The 18878-nt window shown below is 46.2% G+C and carries 13 protein-coding genes and 1 pseudogene; 13 read left to right on the top strand and 1 reads right to left on the bottom strand.

Annotated features, from left to right (window positions below):
* Nucleotides 1–14 precede the first annotated feature (14 nt).
* The 7 genes and pseudogenes from WJQ40_RS08550 (at nt 15) to WJQ40_RS08520 (ending at nt 6436) form a co-directional block, all read left to right on the top strand.
* Complete coding sequence (locus WJQ40_RS08550) at nt 15–932, top strand: AEC family transporter (RefSeq protein ID WP_337539308.1); 918 nt, start codon at nt 15–17, stop codon at nt 930–932.
* 72 nt (nt 933–1004) lie between these two features.
* Nucleotides 1005–2228 (top strand): peptidase T, encoded by a 1224-nt coding sequence (pepT, locus tag WJQ40_RS08545; protein WP_337539305.1) that lies wholly within the window; start codon nt 1005–1007, stop codon nt 2226–2228.
* 5 nt (nt 2229–2233) lie between these two features.
* The gene (sdaAB, locus tag WJQ40_RS08540; RefSeq protein ID WP_118798351.1) at nt 2234–2893 is read left to right on the top strand and encodes an L-serine ammonia-lyase, iron-sulfur-dependent subunit beta; all 660 of its coding nucleotides are present in this window, start codon (nt 2234–2236) and stop codon (nt 2891–2893) included.
* 30 nt (nt 2894–2923) lie between these two features.
* Nucleotides 2924–3805, top strand: a complete 882-nt coding sequence (gene sdaAA, locus WJQ40_RS08535; protein WP_337539304.1) for an L-serine ammonia-lyase, iron-sulfur-dependent, subunit alpha — start codon at nt 2924–2926, stop codon at nt 3803–3805.
* Nucleotides 3806–3909: 104 nt separating this feature from the next.
* Nucleotides 3910–4098 (top strand): annotated as a pseudogene (locus WJQ40_RS08530) (aminotransferase class I/II-fold pyridoxal phosphate-dependent enzyme); the annotation flags it as partial.
* A gap of 36 nt (nt 4099–4134) precedes the next feature.
* Nucleotides 4135–5127, top strand: coding sequence for an NAD(P)-dependent oxidoreductase (locus WJQ40_RS08525; protein ID WP_337539302.1), 993 nt, complete (start codon nt 4135–4137; stop codon nt 5125–5127).
* 112 nt (nt 5128–5239) lie between these two features.
* The gene (locus tag WJQ40_RS08520) at nt 5240–6436 is read left to right on the top strand and encodes a diguanylate cyclase (protein WP_337539299.1); all 1197 of its coding nucleotides are present in this window, start codon (nt 5240–5242) and stop codon (nt 6434–6436) included.
* 46 nt (nt 6437–6482) lie between these two features.
* On the opposite strand, the gene WJQ40_RS08515 is transcribed toward WJQ40_RS08520, so the two are convergent.
* Nucleotides 6483–8186 carry a methyl-accepting chemotaxis protein gene (locus WJQ40_RS08515; RefSeq protein WP_337539296.1) on the bottom strand — a complete coding sequence of 568 codons (1704 nt, stop codon included), beginning with the start codon at nt 8184–8186 and terminating at the stop codon, nt 6483–6485.
* Nucleotides 8187–8454: 268 nt separating this feature from the next.
* Here WJQ40_RS08515 and WJQ40_RS08510 point away from each other — a divergent pair, with 268 nt between their 5' ends.
* The 6 genes from WJQ40_RS08510 (at nt 8455) to WJQ40_RS08485 (ending at nt 18846) form a co-directional block, all read left to right on the top strand.
* A complete protein-coding gene (locus WJQ40_RS08510) occupies nt 8455–10137 on the top strand; it encodes an EAL domain-containing protein (protein ID WP_337539294.1) in 1683 nt (560 codons plus the stop codon).
* A gap of 121 nt (nt 10138–10258) precedes the next feature.
* Nucleotides 10259–11344: a GGDEF domain-containing protein gene (locus WJQ40_RS08505; protein ID WP_337539292.1), complete on the top strand. Its 1086-nt coding sequence runs from the start codon at nt 10259–10261 to the stop codon at nt 11342–11344.
* Between the two features lie 16 nt (nt 11345–11360).
* Nucleotides 11361–12278 carry a sensor domain-containing diguanylate cyclase gene (locus WJQ40_RS08500; RefSeq protein ID WP_337539290.1) on the top strand — a complete coding sequence of 306 codons (918 nt, stop codon included), beginning with the start codon at nt 11361–11363 and terminating at the stop codon, nt 12276–12278.
* A 56-nt stretch (nt 12279–12334) separates the two neighbouring features.
* Entirely contained in the window at nt 12335–12469 is a 135-nt protein-coding gene (locus tag WJQ40_RS08495) for a hypothetical protein (RefSeq protein WP_337539289.1), read from the top strand.
* A gap of 207 nt (nt 12470–12676) precedes the next feature.
* Nucleotides 12677–18094 carry a hypothetical protein gene (locus tag WJQ40_RS08490; RefSeq protein WP_337539287.1) on the top strand — a complete coding sequence of 1806 codons (5418 nt, stop codon included), beginning with the start codon at nt 12677–12679 and terminating at the stop codon, nt 18092–18094.
* A gap of 152 nt (nt 18095–18246) precedes the next feature.
* Nucleotides 18247–18846: a 50S ribosomal protein L25 gene (locus WJQ40_RS08485; protein WP_118798361.1), complete on the top strand. Its 600-nt coding sequence runs from the start codon at nt 18247–18249 to the stop codon at nt 18844–18846.
* Nucleotides 18847–18878: the final 32 nt, after the last annotated feature.

Raw genomic sequence — 18878 nt, 5'->3', positions numbered from 1 at the left:
AGGACAGAAAACCTATGCTGCTTTTACAACAAATGATTATCATGTTTCTGCTTATGAGTGTCGGCTTTGTGGGAAGTAAGATCGGAATGATCACAGAGGAAACATCCAAAAGGCTGTCGGCGATCGTTGTGAATATCGCCAATCCGGCGATGATCCTTGTCAGTGGGATCAGTGATGAAAGAATGGAAGGCAGGGAGCTGCTTTCACTGACAGTAGTAATTCTTGCGATTTATGCGGTACTTTTGCTGCTGGCTTATCTGTTGCCGGTATTGCTGCGTGTAGATCTAAAGAGCAGGGGTGTTTATCAGGCCATGACGGTATTTTCCAATATAGGCTTTATGGGGTATCCCATAATCGCAGCCCTGTATGGAAGCAGCGCCGTTCTTTATGGAGCACTGTACAGCATCCCTTTTAATATATTGATCTATACCTTTGGTGTCTCCGCACTGCGGAAAAAGGAGGATGGTGCGGAAAAGAAAAAGCTTTCGCTGAAGGAAATCCTGAATATCGGGGTGATCACCAGTATTATTTCACTGATCCTGTATCTCTGGCAGATCCGGGTACCGGGATTTCTCACAGATACGCTGAATTATCTTGGAAATCTGACTGCACCATTAAGTATGATGGTCATTGGCGCTTCCATGACAAGCATCAGTCTGAGGGAGTTGTTTACGGATATGAGGCTGTTACTCTTTTCACTGATCAAGCTGCTTCTGATACCGGTTCTTGGTATGCTGCTGATCCGGCAGGTAGTGACAAATGAGGTGATCTGCGGTGTATTCATGATCATGCTGGCAACGCCGGTAGGAAGCATGACTGCCATGCTGGCACAGGAGTATGACGGAGATTATGAGACAGCATCAAGAGGTGTGACACTGACAACGCTTTTGTCAGTCATTACCATGCCTGTGGTATCACTGCTCCTTTTTTAGGGCTTTGCGGATATGAAAATAAAAGAAAATAGAAAATAAAAGAGAACAATAGCAGCAGGGAAAGGAAGGTTTATGATGGAAAAGGTTACGGACAGGTTTTTACGTTATGTACAGATAGATACCCAGTCAGATGAAGAGGGAACAGGTACGCCGACTACGGCAAAGCAGCATGAGCTTGCCAGGCTTCTCGTGGAAGAGCTTACAGAAATGGGGGCTGAGGAGATCACCTATGATAAGGAGCACTGCTATGTATATGCTTCCATTCCTGCCACAGAAGGGATGGAGGGAAAGCCAGTCATGGGCTTCATTTCCCATATGGATACCTCTCCGGCAGTAAGCGGGGCGAATGTAAGGCCGCAGATCATTACTGCTTATGATGGAGAGGATATTGTCCTGAACAGCGGGCTTGGCATTGTCATGAAAACAGCGGATTTTCCGGAGCTTAAGGAATATCAGGGAAAGAGCCTGATCGTGACGGACGGAACCACGCTGCTTGGAGCAGATGACAAGGCAGGCGTTGCTGAGATCATGACCATGGCAGAGTACCTGCTTTCCCACAGGGATGTTCCCCATGGAAAGCTCCGGATCGGCTTTACCCCTGATGAAGAGGTGGGAGCGGGAGCTGATCACTTTGATGTAAAGCTGTTTTCAGCAGACTGTGCCTATACGGTGGACGGCGGTAAGCTTGGGGAGCTGGAATATGAGAATTTCAATGCGGCAGGTGCCAGGGTAACCTTCCATGGGAGAAGTGTGCATCCGGGAGATGCCAAGAACAAAATGAAGAATGCATTGCTGACTGCCATGGAATTCCAGGGAATGCTGCCTGTATCTGAAAACCCGATGTATACGGAAAAATATGAGGGCTTCTACCATCTGGATGCACTGAATGGAGATATTGAAAGGGCAGTGGCAGATTATATCATCAGGGATCATTCCAGAGAGAAATTTGAACAGAAAAAGGCATTGTTTGAGAAGGCCGGTGCATTCCTGAATGAGAAGTATGGGGAAGGCACAGTGGAAATAGAGCTTAAGGATTCCTATTACAACATGAAGGAGATCATAGAGGATCATATGGAGCTGATCGATCATGCCATGGAGGCGATGAGGGAAGCCGGGGTAGAGCCGGTGGTGGTTCCCATCCGGGGCGGTACGGATGGTGCCAGACTTTCCTACATGGGGCTGCCCTGCCCGAACCTCTGTACAGGAGGCCATAATTTCCATGGCAGATTTGAGTATATCTGTATAGAATCCATGGAGGCAGTTGTAAGGATCCTTTTGAACCTGGCAAGGGGGTGAATGGTATGAACATATACGATATTATAGGACCGGTTATGGTCGGTCCCTCCAGCTCCCATACAGCAGGTGCTGCCAAGATAGGCTATGTATCAGGAAAGCTTCTTGGCGAGCCGGTAAGGGAGGCAAGGATCCTGCTGTACGGCTCCTTCCTGGCAACCGGTATCGGACATGGAACAAGAAAAGCGATCATAGCAGGACTTCTTGGAATGAAGCCGGATGATACCAGGATACCGGAAAGCTTTGCACTGGCAGAGCAAAGAGGGATCCGGTTTTCCTTTGGGGAAGCGGAGCTGAAGGAGGGGCATCCTAATTCTGCTGAGCTGCTGCTTACCGGAGAAACGGGTAAAACGCTGGAAATTGTCGGTGAGTCCCTTGGCGGGGGCAGGATCAATATTGCGAGGATCGATGGGATCGCAACCAATTTTTCAGGAGATTATCCTACGCTGATCGTACATAACCTGGATCAGCCCGGACACGTCACAGAGGTTACGTCCATGCTGGGACATAAGTCTGTGAACATTGCGACCATGCAGCTTTACAGGAGAAGCCGGGGCGGTGATGCGGTTATGGTCATTGAGTGTGACCAGGAGGTTCCGGAGGACGGGATCCGTTTCCTGACACATCTTGAGGGAATCCAGAAGGTGACGTATCTGAGTCTTCTTTAACGGAGGCTGTGAAAGAGAGGGAAAGAGCAGATGATCTATCATTCCATAGAAGATATTAAAAATCTGGCAGAGGAAAAGCAGGTGCCCATGTGGCGTATCATCATGGAAAAGGACATGGAGGAGAGACAGGTTACGGAGAGGGAAACCTTTGAAGCAATGAGATCCATGTACCTTGCCATGAAGCAGGCTGACCAGTCCTACAACGGAGCTCTTTCTTCTCCGAGCGGTCTTGCCGGAGGAGACGGGGAAAGGCTTCATGCATACAACCAGACAGGGAACAGCCTGATGGGGGCTTATCCCTCCCTTGTCATGGAGAAGGCGGTAAAGATGGGAGAGTCCAATGCCTGTATGAAAAGGATTGTTGCGGCGCCTACAGCGGGCTCCTGTGGTGTCATACCGGCAGTCCTGCTTGCCTATGAGGAGGTGTTTGGGGAAAAAGAAGAGAAAATGGTGGAAGCGCTTTTCCTGAGCGCCGGCATAGGGGAAGTGATCGCGGAGAATGCAAGCATTGCCGGTGCAGCCGGAGGCTGTCAGGCAGAGATAGGGTCTGCCAGTGCCATGGCGGCAGCGGCAATTGTTTATCTGCAGGGTGGCAGTCATGAGGCAATGATACATGCCACAGCCCTGGCACTCAAAAATATGCTTGGTCTTGCCTGTGATCCGGTATGCGGACTGGTAGAGGTTCCGTGTATAAAAAGAAATGCGGCAGGGGCTGTGAATGCTGTAAGTGCAGCACAGATGGCACTGGCAGGAGTACGGAGTGCGATCCCGGCTGATGAGGTGATCGATACCATGCGCAGGATCGGTAATGAAATGCCGATGGATTTAAAGGAAACAGGAGAAGGAGGTCTTGCTGTTACGGAGACCGGAAAAAGGCTGCGTACTCATTTTGAAGCAGAAAACAAAAATTAACTACTTATAAATAAGTAGAAGGAGTAGAAATAATGGATTTCCAGAGCTGCACAAGAAAAGAGGCAGTCGATGAGATCGCCAGGATGGATGCTTACCGAAGTGCCTATTACAAATCACTTGAGGAGGATGCAATGGCATTCTGCCAGAAGGCACTGGAATACAATCTGGTACTGGTTCCCGGTGACAGCTTCGGATGTCCGGGATATTTCCGGATATCCTATTGTGTGCAGACAGAGAAAGCAGAAAGGTCAGTGGAGGCATTTAAAAAGCTGGCAAAGGCCTATGGTCTGTAATGAATACGACCTGATATCGGGAGGACAAGAAAGAAAATGAAGATACTGATTATCGGTGCAGAGGACCGGTATGCAAGACATATGCCGGAGGATATCCCTGTCACCAGGACGATAGAAAAGATATTCCTGCCAAGAGGAGCTTCTGATGAGGAGATCATTGCTGCCGGAAGAGATTGTGAGTTTCTTGCAGCAGACCCTATGACAAAGGTCAGCAGAGCTGCCATAGAGGGACTGCCACATTTAAAAATGATCCATTCAGAGGGAGTCGGATTTAACGGCTTTGACGTGGAAGCAGCCAGAGAGGCCGGGATATATGTGTGCAACTGCAAGGGCGCCAATGCCGGGGCAGTTGCGGAACAGACAATTCTGCTGATCCTGGGCTTCCTGCGGCAGATAACAGAGGGAGACCGGAGAGAACGGATCGGGGAACAGATGCAGATGAAGGAAGCCATGATGGTAAAAGGGCTGAAGGAGGTATCTGACTGTAAGATAGGTCTGATCGGCTTTGGGGATATCGCCAAAGCAACAGCAGAGAGACTCCGTGGCTTTGGCTGTGAGCTGTATTATTCCTCTCTTCACAGAAAGGATCCTGAAACGGAAAAGGCATTTCATGTGACGTATCTGACGCAGGAGGAGCTGCTTTCTGTCTGTGATGTGGTCAGTCTTCACTGCGCAGTAACTGATGATACAAGGAATATGGTAAATGCAGAGTTCCTCACCAGGATGAAGAGAGAGGCGTTTCTTGTGAATACAGCCAGGGGGGATCTGGTTGATAATGAAGCACTGGTGCAGGCGATCGTGGAAGAAAGGATAGCCGGAGCCGCACTGGATACGGTGTTCCCGGAACCGACAACGATAGAAAATCCGCTGCTGCATCTGCCGGAGGGATTTGAAAACAGGATCCTGTTTTCACCGCATGTCGGCGGAGCCACAGCAAGCTCCATGAAGCGGTCCCACAGAATACTCTGGCAGGCAGTACAGGACATGACAGAGGGCAGAAGACCGGAAAATATCGTGAACCAGTTATAAAAAAGTCCGTGAGGGCTTTTTTTATTGCATTTTTTATTGCAATTCTGAAGGAAATAGGATAAGCTTATCATAAAATCGGAACTAGTACTGAAGTACCAGAAAGGAGAAGCTTATGGATTTGCAGTTGTGGATCATGATCAATACGGCATCGGTGATCGGATTAATTTATTTGTTTGTCTTTTTATATACGAATACCTCTATGGAAAAAAAGCTGAAGTATAATTTTTACTGGATCATGGGTCTGGAGCTGCTGGAGCTTATTTTCTATAATTGTGAGCTTGTAACGGCAGGGCTTCCCTATCCGACAATGCACAGGATTCTGCTGTCAGCACTGGGATATACGATAAGGCCGGTGCTTGCCTTCATGATATTGTGGTGCACCATGCAGAGAGAAATCAGCAGAAAAAGAGGGATCCTGCTGCTGATCCCTCTCTGTCTTAATGCACTGATTGCTTTTTCTGCATTTTTTACAGATATTGCTTATTCCTATTCACCCGATAACAGATTCATCCGGGGACCTTTAGGTTATTCTTCCCAGATCATTACGGTTTTTTATCTGCTTCTGGTGATAGTTTTCGCCATCCGTAATGCAAAGGAAAATCCTGTGATGGAGTCTGCCATTATTATATCAACGGTGACGCTGATCATTATAAATATGGTGCTTGAGGCAGTGATCAAGGTGCGTTTCACGGGACGGGCTGTGATCGTGCTTTCTACGATCTTTTATTATATGTATTACCAGACACAGGAATATAAGGAGCATATGCAGGAGGGACAGCGCCTGCGGACAACACTGGAGAAGCAGTCACAGACGGATGGACTGACAGGTCTGCTGAATAAAGAGGCATTTAAGAGGGCTGCCGAAAATGTGCTGTCCAGCTCAGAGGATGTCAATATGGCGCTTGTTTTCTTTGATATGGATAATTTCAAGCAGGTGAATGACACATATGGGCATGTGGCAGGAGATGAACTGCTGAAAAAGGCAGCAGACAGGATGAAGAGTACCTTCCGGCAGGAGGATCTGCTTGGCAGATTTGGCGGAGACGAATTCTATGTCCTGCTGCGTGGGATCACTTATCAGAATCTTGTCAGGAGGCTTCAGCTTCTGATAGAAGATATGCACCTTAAGAGTGAAGAGGGAAGTCTGGTGACGGCAAGCGTTGGCTGTGCCTTCCTTGCTGGAGGCAGACGGGCGGATGTGGAGGAACTGATCCGGATAGCAGATGAGGCGCTGTATGAAGCGAAGGAAAAGGGACGGAACCAGTATGTGATCCGAGAGGTAAAAACAAAAAAGACTGATAAGCAGTAGCTTATATAGTTCAGCAATGCTTATCAGTCCGCTGTATCCTATATGTTTATTTCAGCTTGAATTGTGATACCAGATCGTTCATCGTTGTAGCCTGTGCCGACAATTCCTGACTTGTGGCGGATGTTTCCTCTGCTGTTGCAGAATTGGATTGTACAACTTCAGATATCTGATTAATTCCCTGCTCTACCTGCAGCATCGCCGATGACTGCTCTTTGGATATTTCACTCAATTCCTGAGATGACTGGGCGATTGCTTTAATACCACTGATAATTGATTCAATTGATCTGGATGCACGTTGTGCCGCTCTGTTACCCGCCTCTACTTCTGCAAGAGAGCCTTCGATCAGCTTGCGGGTATCTACAGCTGACTGCGTGCTTTGTTCTGCCAGCTTACGGATCTGGTCTGCTACAACTGCAAATCCCTTGCCGGCCTCTCCTGCTCTTGCAGCTTCAATAGAAGCATTTAATGATAAAAGATTCGTCTGGCTTGCGATGTCTTCAATCTCTGAAATAATATTACCGATATTCTGTGAGGCTTCATTAATCCTGTCCATTGCATTCATCATGGATTCCATTTCACTGCGGCTGTGATCGGCTTCATCTGCATATTTACTTGCCTGCTGATAAGAAGCTTCGGTATTTTGTGAAGTCTTGGTAACACCTTCTGCAATACTCGCAATAGTTGCCTGTAATTCCTGTACAGATGCAGACTGGTCAGTAGCACCCTCTGCCAATGACTGGGCAGCCTGTGCAAGGTTGTTGGAGCCTGCTGATACCTGGTCGGAAGCGTCATTGATCTGCCTGAGAGTATCATTCATCTGATGATTCATCTGTCTGAGCGCTGCGATAATACTTGCATATTCACCGACATATTTATCCGGATATTTTGAAGTAACTGCATAATTGCCGCTTGCCATTTCTGTCAGACAGTAGTCGATATCTTCAATGATCAGCTTCAGGCTATGTGACATATTAGCTGCCATTTTTGCCATTTCACTGACCTCATCCTCAGAATCTACCTTCGGGAACTCCGTAGACAGATCACCCTTTTCAAAGGTAACAAGACGCTGCTCCAGTGCAGTGACAGGTTCTGCGATTCCCTTTGCTATGAATCTTCCAAATCTGGTAGATATAATGAATGAAACGATTAGAATAAGTATAGCAACAGCAATCAGTATATAAGTTGCGATATTCAGATTGGTGTCTAAGGAATTACCACTGTTTGTCTTCGTATTCAGAATATCATACATCAGGTTATCTAATTCTTCATAAGCAGGAGCAAGCTCATTCATTGCCTTATACTGCGCCTGCTGACGAGAGCTTTCATCGTTCACATTCTTACCTGATTCAATGATCTCTTCATTGAGCTTCCAGTACGTCGTCAGCTTGTCATTGATGGTCTGGTATGTATTTCTGGTTGCATCAGTGACCAGTGTATCTTCCACTGCTTCCCACAGGGAAATAAATTCTTCCTTATCATCGTTGTATTGACTGATCAGATCACTGATTTCATCCTGGTTGTCATAACCGACAATAGCTCTTGTGTCACTCCGGGAATCTGTGAACAGGATCATCGCCCGTCCAATGTCACCCTGTGGAAAACCATAATACCGCAATGCATATGTATATCTACTTGAAATTATGAGTAATACAATAACTGCTGCAATTGCAGCTATGCTGGTGATAATGGTCGTGATACGGAAACCTGTTGTGAGCCGCTTTTCAATTCGCATTTCATTAAGTTTTTTCATACTGAATTATCCTTTGCATTTATTCATATTTACTTATGTATAAGTAGACTATACAAAAATTATATATCGTTATGTCTTTATTATCAACCCGAGGATATATTTTCAGGTACTATAAAAATGCAGAAAAATCCGGGGGGGGGGTAAGGCTGTTTTTTGTACAAAATAACGAAAAAAAAGAAGATGTCAAGAACATATTGACGAAGAAAAAATAATTTGATACGACTAAAAAAGTTGCAGTCCAATAAAGAGAATAGGGATGGTTATAGCTATGAGCCAGGATATATTTACGTTATTTGGAGGAATGACAACAGAAAATCTGATGGAAATTATTTCAGAGAGCATGGATGACTTTCTTTATGTGTTTGACATACAGAATAACAAAATAGAGATTTCCCAGTCAGCTGTGAACCGGTTTAAGATATCCAGCAGGTTTCTGAACAATGCTCTGAACGATGTCATGCCTGCAGTATATGAGGAGGATCGTGAGATGCTTATGAGGCATCTGTCCGATGTAGCCGCAGGAAAAGAAAAATTTCATAATCTTCATTACAGATGGCTTGACAAAGAGGGCAGACCTGTCTGGATCAACTGCCGGGGGGTGGTAGTTGATGATGACAAAGGAAATCCGGTTTATCTGATCGGATGCTTGAATGAGACAGGAAATCAACGGAGAGCAGATAATGTCACCGGACTTTTGAGTGGAAGCGAATTCTACGAATATCTGCGTTCACAAAAGGATACTATCTCAGCAGGTTTTCTGATGCACATAGGTATTGACGATTTTTGGAGGATCAATAGTTCCTGTGGATCAGATTATGGTGATTATATACTTAAAAACGTGGCAGACTGTATGAAGGAATGCATTTCGGACAGACAACGTCTGTATCATCTTGTGGAAGATCAATATCTCATTGCAGATTTACAGGATCATAACATGGAAGATGCTGCAGCGCTTAGAAAAAAAATCTGCAGAAAAATAAATGAGTTTATCGTATCAGAGCAATACAAATCAATCTTTACGGTTTCTGTCGGAGCCATAGATGCACGATTTGCGCTGGAAGGCTATGAGGAATGCAGGAAAAAGTTCGAATTTTCCTTAAAATGTGCAAAGAAGATGGGGAAAAACAGTTTTTATTCCTTTCAGCAGGAGGATTATAATGTCTTCCTGCGAAAGGAAAAAATAATCGCTGCTCTCCGTCGTTCAATAGCAGAGCGGTATGAGGGCTTTGATGTATACTATCAGCCCATTATGGAATGTGTATCGGAAACTATGGTCGGTGCAGAGGCACTCATGAGATTTACGATGAATACAGAAGAGGGAATGGAAGTGATTTCACCGATGGAATTCATTCCACTGCTGGAAGAAACCGGATTGATTATTCCGGCAGGCAGATTTATACTGAAAGAGGCAGCAAAAATGTGCTGTGAGATCCTGCAGTTTATCCCAGATTTCCAGATGAACATCAATGTTTCGTATGTGCAGATCACACAGGGAAGCGTTGAGGATGACATTATTGAGGTAATAAAAAAATATGCCTTAGATCCTGCTAGTATCTGTATAGAGATGACAGAAAGCGGATTTATAGATATGACAATACCGTTTATCAGATTCCGCCATAAATTAGAAAGCAACAGGATACACTTTGTAATAGATGATTTTGGGACAGGGTACTCAAATCTTCACTGCATCAGTGACATGAACCCGGATTATATTAAGATAGATCGTGATTTTACAGCGAAAGCCATGGATGGACAAAGAGATTACGAACTATTTAAGAACATCATTACAATGATACACAGTGTCAATGCCAGGATCTGTGTAGAGGGGATCGAGCAAAGGGAATGGTGTCAGAAAATGAAGAAAATGGGGGCAGACCTCCTTCAGGGATACTTCTACGGCAAGCCCTGTAAAAAAAGTGATTTTATAACTAACTACGTAAGAGGAAATTAAATATATGCAAATCATTATGAATCAGTATATATGCTTTGTTGCATTATGGTGTCTTATAATGAATACCTATATTGTTTTTTCAGCCAGCAATGTGAAAGCTCTCGAACAGGGAGAGAAAAAAATGATGGAAAAGATTATCTATTTTATCACAGCAGCAATGGTGCTGGGTGACCTGGACACTTATATGTTTGCAGGTATGAATGCGAAATGGGTGTACTTGAATTTAGAAATTGTAAATTATTCCATGTATTTATTAAAGTATCTGTATCTGACGGTTTTTACATTATTTATAATGAAAGAAAGCGGCAGATTTGTAAAAATAAAGAAGGCTTTATTGGCGGTTTCCATTCTGTGTGGAATCATTGGCATGGTCTGCATCTCACTGCCGGATGTCAGAGAAGAGTTTTACTATTTCAGCAGTGATAATTATTTTTATTATGGTAGACTTTATGGCATAATCAGGCTTCTGCTTACATTAAATATTTTGGTATCATTAGCTGCCCTGCTGTTGGAGAGAAAGCGATATAGCAAAAAAACATTTCTCCTGTATCTGGGATATGTTTGTCTTCTGACAGCTATTTTGTTCTTTGATTATGTTATTGACACCTGGTATCTGCAGGATCTGGCGATTTTCTTTTCATCCATGATTATTTCTGTAGATCATATGATACAAGTTTCGGATCAGTGGCTGAATGCAAAAAAAGAATTATTGATTTCCGAATACAGAGCGAGCCACGATATTATGACGGGGTTATGGAATAAAACCAGTGGAGTGGATCAGATTAGAAACTGTTTAGAAAATATGTCAGAAGGTGATATGGCGGTATTGGGATTTATGGATATCGATAATTTCAAGTCTGTCAATGACACATATGGACATGAAACCGGCGATTTCTGGATTCGTGAAGTAGCCTCGGCACTTCAGGAAATGTGCGGTCCGTCAGACATTGCATGCAGATATGGCGGTGATGAGTACATTCTTTTCCTGCAGAATATCAAAGACCGGGATGAATTAACTGCCCGCATTGAAGGCTTCAGAAAAAAGATCCACGATAAAGCAGAAGAAAAGGGACAGGATGTGCATTGCAGCATTGGACTTTATCAGGTGAAGGGAGCAGGGAGACAATTAGCTGAATGCATCATAATAGCAGATGGTCTGCTTTATCAGGCGAAGAAAAATGGAAAAGATACTTATGTAATAGAGTAAATAAAAGGTGGAAAAAGTGACAAATGAAGAATTATATTTAAGCATACTCAATAATATCCAGGATGGTGTATATTATGTGGATATACATCGAAAGATTAAATTCTGGAATAAGGGCGCAGAACAGATAACCGGTTACCGGGCAGATGAAATGGTAGGTCTTCACTGCCCGGAGTCCGGGCTGAATCATATTGATGAATTTGGCAATCATCTGTGCGTCACAGGCTGTCCGTTATTTGCAACAAATATTGATGGTGTTGTCCGCACAGAAAAAGTGTTTGTGAGACATAAAAATGGATTCCGGATTCCTCTCCTGACAACTGTATATCCGATCAGGGAGAATGGAGTGATTGTAGGATCTGTTGAAGTGTTTACCCGGAATTCTCCAAAAGTATACGATGATAATTTAATTGAAAATCTGTCTGAGAAGGCGATGCATGATTCTCTGACCAGACTGCCTAACAGAGCTTATCTGGAGAATTTTCTGCAGTATAAATTGTCTGAATATCAGCGTTTCGGTAAAAGATTTGCATTGCTCTTTGCGGATATCGATCATTTCAGAGTGTTTAACAATACCTATGGACATGATGTTGGTGATCTGGTCCTGACTGATATTGCGAAGAGTATCATGCATACAATTAGGAAGGAAGATATGTTCGGCAGATGGGGTGGCGAAGAATTTGTAGGTATCTTTTCCATTAACAGGAATTATGAAGCGTCTGTTATTGCTGAGCAATTGAGGCATCTGGTAGAAAATACTGTTGTTACAAATTCAGATGGTCAGGAGCTGAAAGTCACTATCAGCGTAGGAGTTACTATATCAAGACATCAGGACACACCTGATGACATCATAAAAAGAGCAGACAGCCTTATGTATCAGAGCAAGCATAATGGAAGAAACGTGGTTTCCTCTGATGTATCGGCAGAGAATGTCTGATTCTCGATCTAAAGAAGAATAGAGCGGCACCCGTTATTCCTACACGAGTGCCGCTTTTGCTTCTGCCGATGCTGCTTTGTGCAGAAGCTCTCTGGCTTGCCATGCCGATTACAGAGTTCCTGGTTACAATTTATGCCGCAATCCGGATGAGGCGTGCAACGGCGGTGCTTCCGGAAAAAGACGAAGATTAACTGCTGACGTTTTATATTGCAGAAATGTGAAGAGGGTTCAAAGGAACCCTCTTTTCCTTTGTAAAGGGGAGGAAAAACATTTAAAAAAATTTGATTCTGAGGTGAGAGTTTTTCAGAGTTTATGTACCTATATAGATAAGATGTTTTTTATCGTAAGTTCCGAACGATTCACCTGAACGATCCGGAGAGGAGGAGAAATTATATACTATGAAGAAGGCGATATCCTTTTTATTGACACTGATCCTGCTATTTAGCGCCCTGCCATTAGAGACGCTGGCATTTGCAGGAGATATCTGGCCGACAAACCCTGCAACCGTGGAACAGATCACACTGGAGGATGGGGCGCTTGTCCTGCAGAACGGTTATATCCGTGTGGCGCTGCGCAGATTTTTCGGCTCCACACCATACCTTACGACAGTTCCGACCGCGAAGCCTGATGGTGAGGACAATATCTTCTGTAACAGCCAGATTATGTGGTGCAATTTCATCATGTATGAGAGTGGTAAAGAGATTGTCGATCCTGCGGTGGTGGAGCTGAAAAAGGCAGAATTTACAAACAGGACACCGAACGGATCTACATCGGCGATCAAGGCGGAATATTCCCTGCTGACAGCAATGAACCGCGTCACTGCAACGATGACGGTCTATTATGAGCTTGTGCAGCTTAAGGAGAGCGGGTCGTCCAAAGAGGGCACCTGGGGAGTGCTGTCTTCGGTCAGCGATATTCTCATTGACAAGGACAGCCTGCCAAAGGAAAATCGCGATTTTGCTTTTACCTGTGGGTATTCGATCAACGGTTTTACCGGTATGGGTCATAGCTCTGTTTTGGAAAAGCCGGGCGGTCCGGCCATTAAAATGAGCCGTACGACAGTACCAGAGAAAAAGGATGGAAAGCCGCTGAAGATCACTACGGAAACTTCGGTATTTACCGCTCCGGTGGAAAATCTGAATACAAAGACTGTTCCCAAGGGGTATTCCCAGTGGGGAGATGTAGATGGCGTCTACATTACGGAGGCCTATGTGGATGCATATCCCTGGGCAAATCCCTTTGCAGGGCTGTCGGATTACTATGAAAAGGAGATCCAGTCCTCTTCCGGCAAGGACAAGCCAATCCGTGTGGAGCTTCCAAGGTTTGTCAGTGTAGAGCCGGGTGATAAGCCTATACATACCCGTGTGGAGTTCGAAAGCCGTGTTGGGATCGGGTTTAGTCGGGAGGATATTTCAGAAGGATCGGCTCACTTCCTTTGGGGATTCCGTGAGCTGAAGTCAGCAGCCGTAACGGTGCCTTCTGAACCGGACAAGGTTGATTCTTCCATCTATGCGAAGCAGCTTGCTGCCTTTGCTGACTCAAAGGGCGGTATGAGAGTGGAGCCTGTGGCAGATGGAGCTGCACTGGAGGCACTGAAAAAGCAGTACGGTGCCAGTCCCATTGCACTTATTAACGGAGACTATGAGAGCAAAAACGGTGAAGCCTTTACCTTCACTGGCGGTGCCGCCATGCTTTCCCCTTCTGCCGCAGCAACATGGGATACTAAAAAGGGAAGCCTTGTCATCCATAGGGATGGCCGTGTGGTACAGAATGGCGTGAGTCTCAATGCACCGACCTTCAAGTTTTATCGGCCTAAAAGCGGTGGAGAGAGCGAGCTTAAGATTACGCTTGTAAAGGAGGGATTCCGGTTCGGGATCGATCCTGGTAAAAACGATGCTATCGTCTTTGTGGATATTCCCTATGCTTCGGTGAAGCTTAAGCAGGCGGATACTGATACAGAAGGAAATCTTGTCTTTAACGGGGACATCGGTTTTCAGACAATTTTTGATGGTGCGGAGTTTTCCCTTACAGAGCTGGGATATGGTTTAAATGAGAAGCATGAGTTTAAGGTCAACGGCATCCATGCTACGGGCAAATTCAATACTGCCAGCCTGATAGGGCTGGAGCTTGCGGAGGTGGAGGGCGAGGTCAATACCTTCAAGGGCAGGGAGCTTTACGCCTTCAGCCTGAAGCTGAATGCCATGGATCTTTTTGAAACAGAAGCGGAGCTTGCACTGGTGCGCAGCAAAAAGGACGGATCCCTGCTTCCGGATAACCTGTGGTTTTATGTCAAGGCGAGTCCGGGTATCGTTCTGATTCCTCCGATTCCTGTCGGACAGCTCAATGGAGGAGGCGCAGGCTTTAAAAATCTGGCAAGCACGGTGAACGGTGACTACTTTGCTATCCCGCCGATCAAGCTGCGCGGTGCCCTGACGGGTACCTATATGCATTTGATCGAGGGAACCGGCAATGTGGTTCTTGGACCAAGTGAAATCTCTCTTAAGGCGACCGATGTCGGACTTGTAGGAACGAATGCATCGATCGTGGATAGCTTTGGCTACTCCCTTAAGCTTGAGGGGCAGGAGCGCAGTTACGGAAATGTCAGCTACAAGGGTGTGTATTTTGTTGGCTCAAAGGAGCTAGAGGTGGCTTTGCCCAGCACAGAGATCAATGTCATCAAGCTGGACAGTGCGATCAGGCTTGGAGCCTTTGGTGGTGTGAATGACAGTAATGACCGGGTTTATCTCGGTATCGGGGCGAACGGTACAGTAGGAGGGAGAGTACAGATCCCGGAGAATATACGCGCTATTGGCGGTCTTGGTGTTGACGTTGCAAACATCAATCTCATCGTGGGCGGTCAGACGACCTTTCCGATCAGGAACGTCAGTGTTGAGGAAGGCATGAAGCAGGCCTTTGAAAATGTCGATGTTTACATCGGCGCGATGGCCTATGTCGGAAACTGGCTCGCCAATGCCAGGGTATGGGTACTTGTGCCGCAGATTGTAGAAACCGACTTCAGAAAGGGCGGCGGCTGGGATATTGAGGTCAAGGTGTTCGGTTATCTGCCCGAGTGGAACTGGGAGGACAAAGGCGTGACACCGATCGTACAGGGAATGCTGTTAGAGGACTGCGGAGAGGATGTACTGGATATATATACTGAAGAAGCCGCGGAGCCATCAGCTGCCGTGCCGGAATCCACAACGGAAGGAAAAGGGGAGACTGCCACAGAGACCCCTTCTGGTACACCTGTCGAGACCCCTTCCGGAGCACCTGTCGAGACCCCTTCCGGAGCACCTGTCGAAACTCCTTCCGAAGCACCTGTCGAGACCCCTTCCGAAGCACCTGTCGAGACTCCTTCCGAAGCACTTGTCGAGACTCCTTCCGCTGCACCTGTCGTGGAAAGCACAGGGCAGGAAGAAGCCGCACAGGAAGTTGCCGCACAGGAAGCCATCGGTGGGACAGAGGTGCAGGCAGAAGCTAACGGCGGAAGTGCGCCGAAGGCACCTGTCGTGGAAGAAAGCACAGAGCAGGAAGAAGCCGCGCAGGAAGTCATCGGCGGGACAGAGGTGCAGGAAGCAGCCGTGCCGGAAAACTCCAGTGAAACAAAGACAGAAGCGCAGGAGAGCGGGGAAGAAACTACAGTGAGCGGAAATACAGCCGGTACGGAGGCAGAGGAAGCACCGGCGTCTGAGGAAGAGGTAGAGGATGTAAGCAAGCGTCCTGTCAGAAAGGCTCCTGCACCGAGAAATGGCGGTAAAACCCAGGCAGATATCACGGTGGATGGAGGCGAAGGAAAAACGCCGTATATCCTGCTGGCCTTTGACGGTACTGCCACGGAGGAAGAGATCAAGGATAACCTGAAGATTCAGAAGGATGATGGTGCTGATATCAAGATCAACTGGACAGAAGAGGGGAAAGATCCCACTGATCCTGATGCAGAGATCAATGCAACGATCATTGCCAATATGAAGAAATCGGAGGATGATGGCAAGGTATATCATTTGGCTCTTATGAGGCTGAAAAACGGCGGCACTTATTCTGTCAGTGCAGAAAACGGATTGAGCTTTACGGATGAGAAGGGAATTGATGTGGAACCGTTCGAGGAGCTTAAGCTGAATTTGGACAGCAGCAATAAGGAGCTTGCCGGTCAGGTGAAGCATCCGGCAGAAAATACGACCTATGTGCTGCGTACATATTTTGCCAATACTAAGGGGGGAGCAGATTACCTGATTGACGAACGGCAGATTGATGCTCCGGATAATATTTCGGTCAGTATCCCAACGGATGGTGCACTGGCGCCAACGGGCAGCTACTATGTGACCTCCTTCCTGATGATGGAAAAAACGGCGGATCTTGATGGGGATGGCGAGGATGAAACTGCCCTGGCGGCCATTGCCAATCAGCAGTTTGATGAGCAGATTTCTTATATAAACAGAAATCAGCCAGGCAAGCCTCAAAATGTGACACTGGAGCTTGCCGGAAACGAGGTTATGAGCGCCGGCTGGAATGCTGTAACAGGTGCTGATGGTTACGCTGTGCGGATTTATCAGCAGAAGGGAAGCGACTGGGTTGATACCGGATTTGGCTATGACCTTGATAAGGAAACAACCTCCATCAATATGGCGCTGACTGTGGGTGGAGAAGAAACAGGGGAATCCAAAAACCTGTCTGCAAATGAAACATATAAAGTGGGTGTGAGAGCATACAGAACTGTTGAAAAGGGAAAGTATTACAGTGAGGAGACATTTTCTACTGATAAATATCTGCCGGAATATCAGCCGCTTGATTTTACGCTCAAAGTCAATGGAACAGATTGTACACCAGATGAAAACGGTGTGTTCCACGCTTATATTGGCGGTGCTTCAAATACGCTGTCTGTAAGCAGCAATGTGCAGGGCGCATACTTTAGGGTAACGAGAATGGACAAGGATACAGGAAACGTGATTACACCTGATGGGAACGGCCAATATACGATCCCCGGTTTTGAAGGCAGTCTGATGCTCAGGATCGATGGGATTACCGGGATATCAGGCAGTCCAGCTGAGGATGTGACCAGTAAATTCCTGCTGGTAAGCAGGGACGATACAGCGCCCATGCTTACACTTTCCGATCCGATGTTCTACGCCGACAGGACTACGGGGAAATATCAGATCACAGGAATGGCGGATGCGGGAAGTGAGATCCTTTACGGCAAAGATGGCAGTGAGAGCACCCGGGCCGCAGCCGATGGCAGCTTCACTGTCACCGGTGTACTGGATGACAGTGAAAATAGTGATTCCCTGTATCTGACGGCAAAGGACAGTGCAGGAAATGAATCTGCACCACAGCTCGCACTGATAGCGCGGCAGACGGTAAAGGATACTGCTACTGAGAACGGCAGCCATGATCAAAATCCAGGAGCAGGAGAGCGTTTGGGATCCGATGCTTTCAGGCAATGGAAGGAAGGTACCGGCGATGCAGAGCAAAGCATTGCCAGAATCTGGCAGGGAGGCTTGAAAGACCAGGCTGTGACAACGGGAAGCTTCCTTGATATCGAAGAGGCAAAGAATGACCGGGATATGACTGACACAGGAAATATTGGCGGGACAGAAACGGTTCCCGGAGCAGACAGTACGGTCAGCTCCGGAGAGCCGGAGAGTACTCCTGATACCACCGGCACTACGGAAACTACCGCCGGCACTACGGAAACAGGGAAAACTGCTGACAGCAGTGGTGGCCGGATCCTCTGGATCATCTTACTGACCGTCCTTGGCGCCGGAATAGCTGGCGGTGCAGTGATAGTATTTATAGCAAAAAAGAGAAGCAGAGACAGATAAAAACGGAAAAATTATACAATTATTTTCCAAAAAAATAAAAAATTTTGGTTAATCTGTTTTGAATATGCGTGTTATAATACAGCTGTAACAAGAAAAAAGAATACTTAACACGAGGAATGCTAAGCAATTCAGATTTTTGGAGGAAAAGACAAATGAATACTTTAAAAGCTGAAAAAAGAAGCATGGAGATCAAAGCAAAGAGACTGAGAAGAGAAGGCTATGTAACAGGCAACGTTTTCGGACGTGAGATCGAAGGATCTATTCCCGTTAAGATGAACGCGCAGGAAGTAAACCGTATTCTTACTACAGATCATAAGGGCAGCCAGATTATGCTGGAGGTAGATGGCAAGGCATATGATGTACTGATCAAGGAGATCGATTACAATGCACTGGCGAGAAGAGTAGATGAGATCGACTTTCAGGCACTGGTACAGGGCGAGAAGGTACATTCTGTTGCAGAGGTTATTCTGGTGAACCATGATAAGCTGGCAGCTGGTGTTGCACAGGAGCTTCTGAAGGAGGTTTCCTACAAGGCACTGCCTTCTGCACTGGTAGACAGCGTTAAGGTTGACTTAAGCACCCTGAAGATCGGTGATACCGTTAAGGTAAGAGATCTGGATATTGCCAAAGATAAAGATATCGTTCTGATGACAGATCCAGACACACCAGTTGTTACTGTAACAGCAGTACACAATGTAGTACCTGAGACAGAAGCTGAGGAAGCAGCAGAGGATGACAAGGCTGCCAAATAGATTTCCGGGAGTGCCGGAAACGGAATTTTATA

The organism is Suilimivivens sp. (genome assembly GCF_037359455.1).
Classification (GTDB): domain Bacteria; phylum Bacillota; class Clostridia; order Lachnospirales; family Lachnospiraceae; genus Suilimivivens; species Suilimivivens aceti.
The sequence above is the reverse complement of the archived record's forward strand: the minus strand, read 5'-3'. Positions and strand labels throughout refer to the sequence as shown.